7 protein-coding genes are annotated in these 8,152 nt (G+C 62.4%); all 7 read left to right on the top strand.

Annotated features, from left to right (window positions below; translation table 11 throughout):
- The first annotated feature begins 60 nt into the window (after positions 1-60).
- Positions 61-1,137 (top strand): hypothetical protein, encoded by a 1,077-nt coding sequence (locus tag GDA49_00435; GenBank protein ID MBC6438892.1) that lies wholly within the window; start codon positions 61-63, stop codon positions 1,135-1,137.
- 252 nt (positions 1,138-1,389) lie between these two features.
- Positions 1,390-2,556 (top strand): aromatic ring-hydroxylating dioxygenase subunit alpha, encoded by a 1,167-nt coding sequence (locus tag GDA49_00430; protein MBC6438891.1) that lies wholly within the window; start codon positions 1,390-1,392, stop codon positions 2,554-2,556.
- A gap of 138 nt (positions 2,557-2,694) precedes the next feature.
- On the top strand, positions 2,695-3,840 hold the full coding sequence (locus tag GDA49_00425; protein MBC6438890.1) for an aromatic ring-hydroxylating dioxygenase subunit alpha: 1,146 nt from the start codon (positions 2,695-2,697) through the stop codon (positions 3,838-3,840).
- A 364-nt stretch (positions 3,841-4,204) separates the two neighbouring features.
- Positions 4,205-4,483 (top strand): hypothetical protein, encoded by a 279-nt coding sequence (locus tag GDA49_00420; GenBank protein MBC6438889.1) that lies wholly within the window; start codon positions 4,205-4,207, stop codon positions 4,481-4,483.
- A gap of 125 nt (positions 4,484-4,608) precedes the next feature.
- The gene (locus tag GDA49_00415; GenBank protein MBC6438888.1) at positions 4,609-5,088 is read left to right on the top strand and encodes a 4Fe-4S dicluster domain-containing protein; all 480 of its coding nucleotides are present in this window, start codon (positions 4,609-4,611) and stop codon (positions 5,086-5,088) included.
- A gap of 22 nt (positions 5,089-5,110) precedes the next feature.
- On the top strand, positions 5,111-6,931 hold the full coding sequence (locus GDA49_00410) for an aldehyde ferredoxin oxidoreductase family protein (protein MBC6438887.1): 1,821 nt from the start codon (positions 5,111-5,113) through the stop codon (positions 6,929-6,931).
- Positions 6,932-7,030: 99 nt separating this feature from the next.
- Positions 7,031-8,152: NAD(P)/FAD-dependent oxidoreductase (locus tag GDA49_00405; GenBank protein MBC6438886.1), on the top strand; the 1,122-nt coding region annotated here is incomplete at its 3' end.

Below are 8,152 nucleotides of genomic sequence, written 5' to 3'. Positions count from 1 at the left end.
AGTCTCGAAGCCCCGGATGCTCTCCCGGATGCGAAAGGTGTCTTGCAGGGATATTACAGGATGGGCTATCCTGTCGACGAAGACCATGATCGTGACATCGTCGGCAATCTCAGGGTCTACGCCGATTTCGGTGCAGGCAGGGTCACGACAGCCGTAAACGGTTTTCGCCATTTTATCGTTTCCAACCCGAAGAGACCTGTCGGGGGCCTTCCCATGAACGGGGCTCTTACGGGTCGCGGAACGATCGATGAAACGACAATCAGCAGTACCCTGGATGGTACGATCTACGTTCCCAAGGGGAGTGGTAAGACCGGCATCTATGAGGTCGTCATCGATGCCGATATGGCAGGCAAGGTGTACGATCACCGTGGGAGATTGCTGGTACGGGGAGGCGTTACCGGAACCCATAAGAATGGGTGGAACCGTCCCGGTAGTGCCAAGTTTGATGGTTGGCGGCGACTTCCCAGTGATATAGAAGATGGTGAGTTCTTCGCTATCCAGACTGGGATCAAAAAGCCCGTTTCGGTCGTCAGGTTTGGCACGCCGCCACCTCCTACAATTGCATTTCCATCGTATGGTTCTCCTCCTCCTTCGGACTTCAGCCGTTTTGCAAGGGAACGCGATAACCTTGCCTTGATTGGTGCCGCGATGGATGCTGGTCATCTTGCAGCACCCGATGCTCTCCCGGATGGGAAAGGCACCTTGACAGGATATGTCAAGGTCGACAATCTTTACAGTGTGCCTATAGGTTTTGCCTACCGTTATGGTGGTACACCTTATAAGGGCGTTGGCAGCCTCACAATCGACGCCGATTTCGGTGCAGGAACGGTCACGACAATGGCAAGCCAATTTGTACGGGAATCTAACGGTTGGGGTATTCCTGGAACTCTTGAAGGTCGTGGAACGATCGATCGGACGACGATCAACAGCACCCTGGATGGTTATCTTGATCTTGGTGCCCATAGTCATCATTACGATGCCGATCTGGCAGGCAAGGTGTACGATGACAATGGAACATTGTTGGTGCATGGAGCACTGACAGGAACCGTTGAGTCAAGACGCCGGGGGGGTGGAGAATATCTTGTCAGTGACATTGAAGGCGGAGAGTTCTACGCCGTCCAGAACGATGTACAGTGAGCCGGGACGTGCAGGCGACATTGCCGCCGCCTGCACGTTTCCTCGTTCTTCCTGACCGCCTCCCGAAGACCGGTCAGGGCAGGATGTTGCGGAAGAACCGAACTCCACCGAACTCCCTGAACCTCCGCGCCTGAAAGACAGGTCTTCGCCGTATAGCCAATGCCCCTCTCGGTCAACGCCCGCACAGCGGCCTCAAGTACGCCTCGCCTGCGCCGCCATGATGTGTTCCCATCCTCCGCCGGAGCGCCCGCCATGTCTGGTATCGCCCTCTTTCCCGCCGCGCGCGGCTTCGATCCCGCCGTGCTGTCGTCCGTCGATGCCGAGTACGGATCAGCCAGGCCGCTTCCGGCCGAGGCCTATGTTTCGCCGAGCTGGTACGATGAGGAGCGCGCCCGGCTCTGGACCCGCAACTGGGTCTGCCTGACCGCGGCGTCCTACATCCCCAATCCCGGCGACGTGATTCCGCTTGATCTCGCCGCTGTGCCGCTGTTCGCCATCCGAGGCCGCGACGGTGAGGTCCGTGTCTTCCACAACGCGTGCCCGCACCGCGGTGCCAGGCTCGTCAGCGAGAAGGGCAACGCCGGCGTCCTGATCACCTGCCCCTATCACAACTGGGCCTTCGGTTTCGGCGGCGAGCTGCGCCAGACCCCGCACATCGCCGGCACCGGCAGGCACGCGTGCGAGGGTTTCTCGAAGGACGCTTTCGGCATCAAGCCGGTCCGGAGTGCGGTGTGGTTCGATCAGGTCTTCGTCAACCTCTCGGGCGATGCCGAACCCTTCGAAGACTACATCGCACCGCTCGCGCAGCGCTGGGCCGCTTTCGACGGCAATCTCATCCGCCACGGCGGTGAGGACTCGATCATGCTGTTCGACCTCAAGGCCAACTGGAAGCTCGCGGTCGAGAACTTCTGCGAGGCCTATCACCTGCCCATGGTGCATCCGGGCCTCAACAGCTATTCGAAGCTTGAGGACCACGAGAACATCGAGGAGCCGACCTACTCGGGTCAGGTCAGCCTGGTCTACAACCCCGACCGCGGCGATCACGTCCTGCCGCGTTTCCCGGACCTGCCGGAGCACTGGAAGACCCGCGCCGAATACGTCGCGCTCTATCCGAACGTCCTGCTCGGCATTCACTACGACCACTTCAAGGCGATCCGCATCCTCCCTGACGGTCCGGACCGCTGCCATGAGACCTTCGACATCTACTATGTCGGCGACGAACCGACCCAGCCGGGCAACGCCAACCTGCGCGCGACCGTTCGCGAGACCTGGCGCGAGGTTTTTCAGGAGGATGTCGATGTTGTCCAGGGCATGCAGATGGGCCGCGCCTCACCCGGCTTCGACGGTGGTGTCTTCACGCCCGTGCTCGAAGGCCCGTCCTGGTGCTTCCATCGCTGGACCGCGCGCGCGATGATGTAGCGGCTTCGCCGTTCCGGTTCCCTGGCCTCCGTGGGAACGTCAGCTCCGGGGGAATATCGAAAAGAGGGGGTCTTCACACAGGCTCCGCTTTTCTTGTACGATCGTTCAACAAACAGGCACGCCATCCAGGGGAGAGATATGGCCGCCTTCGAATCGTTTCCTGTCGGGAACCTCACAGACGATCCCACGACGACCTTCACGCTGCCCTCGCCCTGGTACTTCAAGCCGGAGGTCTACGAGAAGGAGATCGAGGAGATCTTCCACAAGTCGTGGCGTGTGGTGTGTCATGCCAGTGAGTTGGCCAATCCGGGCGACTACGCCACGGTGGACATCCACGGTCAGGGAGTGTTCGCCATTCGTGGCCGCGACGGCACGCTGCGTGCCTTCTACAACGTCTGCCAGCACCGGGCGCACGAGTTGCTGCAGGGCAAGGGCAACGTCAAGGCGGTCATCACCTGCCCCTATCACGCTTGGGCATACGGTGCCGACGGTGCGCTGCGTACGGCTCGCAACTGCGAGAACGTGAAGGGTTTCGACAAGGCCGATTTCCGCCTGGCACCGGTCCGTGTGCAGGAGTTCTGCGGCTTTGTCTTCGTCAACCTCGATCCCGATGCCAGGCCCCTGCACGAGTGGGCACCGGGTTTCGAGGCCGAGGTAATGACGTGGTTCCCCGATGTGCACGAGGTGCGCCCGTCGAGCCGGAAGGACTTCGAGATTGCGGCGAACTGGAAGGTCGTGGTCGAGAACGCGATCGAGGGCTACCACTTTCCGAACTCGGGTCCGTGCCACAAGGAGCTTTGCGACATTATCGATCTCGCGGGCACCAGGCTCGAGATCCATCCCAACTGGTTCGCGATCATCTCGCCGCCGGGTGAGAACAGGACCGGGGTCTATCCCTTCCCGCCCGAGGGCCAGAGCGACCGCACCGGCTACTTCATCACGCTCTACCTGTGGCCCGACTGGATCATCTATTACTGGCCCCACATGAAGATGGTCTCGACCTTCCTGATGCGGCCCACGGGCGGCGAGACATCCGTGGTCGAGAACGCTTACTACAACGTGCCGGGCGAGGGCGACGATCCCACGACCAGGGGCGCTCTGGAGTGGTTTAACCACGGCCTCGGCGTCGAGGATGCGAGGCTCAACGAAGGTGTCCAGCGCGGCATCCGCTCGAAGGGCTACTACCAGGGTCGCCTCTTCGCCGAACACGGCGACTCCGGCCACAGCGAACACTGCGTCCACGCCTTCCAGATCTGGGTGAAGGACGCCCTGCTGCCGGGTTAGCCAGGCTCGCTGCCGATGCGTCATCCCGGACAAGGGCCGCAGGCCGCCGCCCCGAGACCTGGAGAGAGTGACGCGAGCCTGTCGAGGTCCCGGATCTGCGCTTCGCTGCGGCTGGGATGAGATGACATGTCTTTCAGTGACGCCCACGTCTCCCGTTCCATCTGCGCGATGCGCAATCAAGCGCAGGCGCTGGCCGGACGGATCGCCGGGCTCCCCAGGGTCGCCATCGCCAAACATGAAGTCGCTGCCCTGCGAATCCCGACACGACCATGCCGCCGCCGCAACGATGGTACGAACGATCGCGTCTGCGAACCGCACGGCCTGGCGACTTGCGCATGATCGCCGGACACGACAGAAGACAGCGATGGAACTCTATGGTCTCAGAAGCATCACCCACGGTTGGGGACGATTGCTTCATATCGTCAGTCCGGAGGGCGCACGGGCGGTGTTCGCGCATCTCGATCCGGATGATGCCTGCAGGGTCGTGGCGTCACCGGGAGCGCCGGTTCAGGTGCATCAGGGCAAGGGCGGAACGATCGACGATCTGGTCGCCCGATACGGCATCGTCGAACTCAATCTGGCCGATTGGGAGCGCAAGAAAAGCGAACTGGGTGCCGATCTGACTGACTGCAACTGGGAATGACTCGCAAATTATGGAAAACCTTACACTTTTCGATTTGTGCTGACTATGATGTCGCCAACGCGCTCGGGGGGACGCAGCCCCGTGCGCTTTTCGATGGCAACAAAGAGTCTACAAAGGGGCCCAGGATGCAGAAATCGCTTCTGATCGATGCCGACAAGTGCACCAGCTGTCTTCAGTGCGAGATGGCATGCTCGTTCGAGCACGAAGGCACGTTCAACCCGGCACGATCGCGGATCAAGATCTTTGAATTCGAGCACGGCAAGCGCTCGGTGCCTTACACCTGCACGCAGTGCGACGAGGCCTGGTGTCTCCATGCCTGTCCCGTCGAGGCGCTGGTGCGCAGCCCGGAGACCGGTGCGGTCGAGGTGCTCGACGACGTCTGCGTTGGCTGCAAGGTGTGCACGATCGCCTGCCCGTTCGGCACCGTGAACTACAACCCCGACACCGGGAAGGTCATCAAGTGCGACCTCTGCCACGGCGATCCCAAGTGCGCCGAAGCCTGCCCGACCGACGCGATCGTCTATGTCGACGCGGCCTGGACCGGTCTCGACCGCATGAAGCAGTGGGCCCGGATGACCGACAACAAGCTCGGCGCGATCGCCTGAGCGGACCTGAGGAGAACGACATATGTCTTGGCAAGGACAAATCCTGCGCGTCAACCTGACCAGGGGCACCGCGAAGGCCGAACCGCTCAACATGGCGTGGGCCAACGCCTACATCGGCGAGCGTGGCCTCGGCACCAAGTACCTGATGGAAAACATGGACCCCAAGGCCGACGCCATGGGTCCCGACAATGTGCTGATCTTCGCCACCGGGCCGCTCAACGGCACCATGGCCTCGACCAGCGGCCGTTACGCGGTGATCTGCAAGAGCCCGCTGACCGGTGCCATCGGTGATTCGAACTCGGGCGGCAAGTTCGGTGCCTATCTCAAGTTCGCGGGCTACGACCTGCTGCTTGTCGAGGGCAAGGCCGGGAAGCCTGTCTATATCCACATCGACGACGACAACGTCGAGATCCTGCCCGCCGACGATATCTGGGGCACCACGGTGTGGAACACCGAGGATTGGATCAAGTCCAGGCACCAGAACCCGCAGCTCAAGATCGCCTCGATCGGCCAGGCCGGTGAGAACGGCGTCCTGTTCTCGGCAGTGGTGAACGATCTGCACCGTGCGGCCGGCCGCTGCGGTGTCGGTGCCGTCATGGGCTCGAAGAATCTCAAGGCGGTCGCGGCCTATGGCACCAGGGGCGTCACGGTCGACGATCCCAGGCGGTTCATGGAGGTCGTGCGCAACACGCACGCCAGGCTCGCCGAGTCCAGCGGTCGCCAGGAGCTGACCGAGGGCGGCACCCATCCCATGATCGACATGATGCAGGAGTGGGGCGGTCTGCCGACGCGCAACTTCAAGGATGTGCAGTTCGAGGGCATCGACAAGGTCAACCCGGCCGCGACGACCACGCCCAACGAGAACGGCCACGTCAACCTTATCACCAACAAGGCGTGCTTCGGCTGCACGATCGCCTGCGGGCGCATCGCGCATATCGATCCCGAGCACTTCACCGTGGTGAACCGCAAGGAGTATATCCACGCCTCGGGTGGCCTCGAGTACGAGACGGCCTACGGCTTCGGCCCGGTGGTCGGTGTCGACGACGTCGACGCCATGACCTTCGCCAACTTCATGATGAATGAGCACGGCATGGATCCGATCTCGTTCGGCGTGACGCTGGCGGCGGCCATGGAGCTCTTCGAGATGGGTGTCATCACCAGGGACGACACCGACGGCATCGACTGCAGCTTCGGCAGCGCCGAGGCGCTGGCGGTGTTCGCCGAGAAGACCGGCAAGGGTGAAGGCTTCGGCAAGATCCTCGGCCTGGGTTCCAGGCGTCTGTGCGAAAAGTACGGCCACCCCGAGCTCTTCATGGGTGTGAAGGGCATGGAGTTCGCCGGTTACGACAGCCGCGCGTTGCAGGGCATGGGCCTCGGTTACGCAACGTCGAACCGCGGTGCCTGCCATCTCAAGCACGACGTGTTCGGCCCCGACATGGAAGACATCTCGGGCAACGGCAAGGCGGTTCCGGTGAAGGAGAGCCAGGACATGGTGTCGATGATCGACTCCACCGGCCTCTGCCTCTTCACCACATCGGGCTGGGGTCCGGAGGACTTCGTCGAGCAGCTCGACGCCGCTCTCCCGGGTGAATGGACCCTGGAGCGTTGCATCGAGTCCGGTGAACGGACCTGGACGCTTGAACGTATGTTCAACATGGCTGCCGGCCTGACCGCTGCCGACGACACGCTGCCGGATCGGATGCTCAAGGATCCTGCGCCCAGCGGCAGTGCCGAAGGCAAGGTTGCCGAACTCGACAAGATGATGCCCGAGTACTATTCGGTGCGTGGTTGGACCGAGGACGGCAAGCCGAGCAACGAGACGCTGGCACGACTGGGTCTCTGACGAGACCCGCCTGTCCGGCCACAGGACGACAATGGGAGCCGGTCGCTTCCGGGCATCCGGAGTGTCCGGACTCCCTGAAGACGTAGGGAGATTGGGACCATGAGTTTTGTCGTCGCAGGCGCCGGCCCGGCCGGTGTGATCGCTGCTGAAACCCTCTCGCGCATGGGGCACGGCGGTAACATCACCATGATATCGGGCGAGCCCGAGCCGCCCTATTCGCGCATGGCGATCCCCTATCTCCTCGCCGAGGATATCGAGGAGGACGGCACCCATCTGCGCCACACCGACGGCCATTTCGCCAGTCTGGGCATCGACGTGAAGCACGAGCGGGTCGCCTCGATCGATAGCGCAGGCAAGCAGCTCAGCTTCGAGAGCGGCGGCTCGATGGGCTACGATAAACTCCTGCTTGCCACCGGCGCCACGCCGGTTCGGCCGCCGATCCCCGGCATGGACCTCGACAAGGTGATGTCCTGCTGGACGCTCGCGGATGCCCGCAGGATCATTGAGAACGCGAAAGAAGGCGACAACGTCGTTCTGATGGGTGCGGGCTTCATCGGCTGCATCATCCTTGAGGCGCTGGTCGCCCGTAAGGTGAACCTGACCGTCATCGAGATGGCCGACCGTATGGTCGCCCGCATGATGGACAAGACCGGCGGCGACATGATCGCCGACTGGTGCCGCGCCAAGGGTGTAGACGTCCACGTCTCGACCCGTGTGAACGGAGTCTCCGGGAACGGTGACAGTACGCTCAGGCTCGACCTTGAAGGCAAGGACTCGATCGACGCCGATCTCGTGGTCTGCGCCACCGGCGTGAAATCCAACATGGACTTCCTCGAAGGCAGCGGCCTCGAGACCGACACGGGCGTGCTGATCAACGAGTACATGGAGACCAGCGTCCCCGACATCTACGCCGCCGGCGACGTGGCCGCGGGCTTCGACTTCATGACCGGCGGGCACGATGTGCACGCCATTCAGCCGACCGCCAGCGAGCATGGCCGCATCGCCGCCATGAACATGGCCGGCAAGCGCCGGGCCTATGCCGGCAGTCTGGTGATGAACACGCTCAACACCCTCGGCCTCATCTCGACATCCTATGGCCTGTGGGACGGTGCCGAGGGCGGTGACGAGTCGGTCCTGGTCGATGCGGAGCGGTCGAAGTATCTGCGCCTCAGCTTCAAGGACGACCTGTTGGTCGGTGTTCTGGCGCTCGGCGTCACGCAG

It is taken from the genome of Rhodospirillales bacterium (assembly GCA_014323865.1).
Classification (GTDB): Bacteria; Pseudomonadota; Alphaproteobacteria; order SP197; family SP197; genus SP197.
The sequence above is the reverse complement of the archived record's forward strand: the minus strand, read 5'-3'. Positions and strand labels throughout refer to the sequence as shown.

Coding starts and splice junctions, on each gene's coding strand:
- GDA49_00420 (MBC6438889.1), top strand. CDS start 4,205: ATGGAACTCTATGGTCTCAGAAGCATCACCCACGGTTGGGGACGATTG.
- GDA49_00425 (MBC6438890.1), top strand. CDS start 2,695: ATGGCCGCCTTCGAATCGTTTCCTGTCGGGAACCTCACAGACGATCCC.
- GDA49_00410 (MBC6438887.1), top strand. CDS start 5,111: ATGTCTTGGCAAGGACAAATCCTGCGCGTCAACCTGACCAGGGGCACC.
- GDA49_00415 (MBC6438888.1), top strand. CDS start 4,609: ATGCAGAAATCGCTTCTGATCGATGCCGACAAGTGCACCAGCTGTCTT.
- GDA49_00430 (MBC6438891.1), top strand. CDS start 1,390: ATGTCTGGTATCGCCCTCTTTCCCGCCGCGCGCGGCTTCGATCCCGCC.
- GDA49_00435 (MBC6438892.1), top strand. CDS start 61: ATGGGCTATCCTGTCGACGAAGACCATGATCGTGACATCGTCGGCAAT.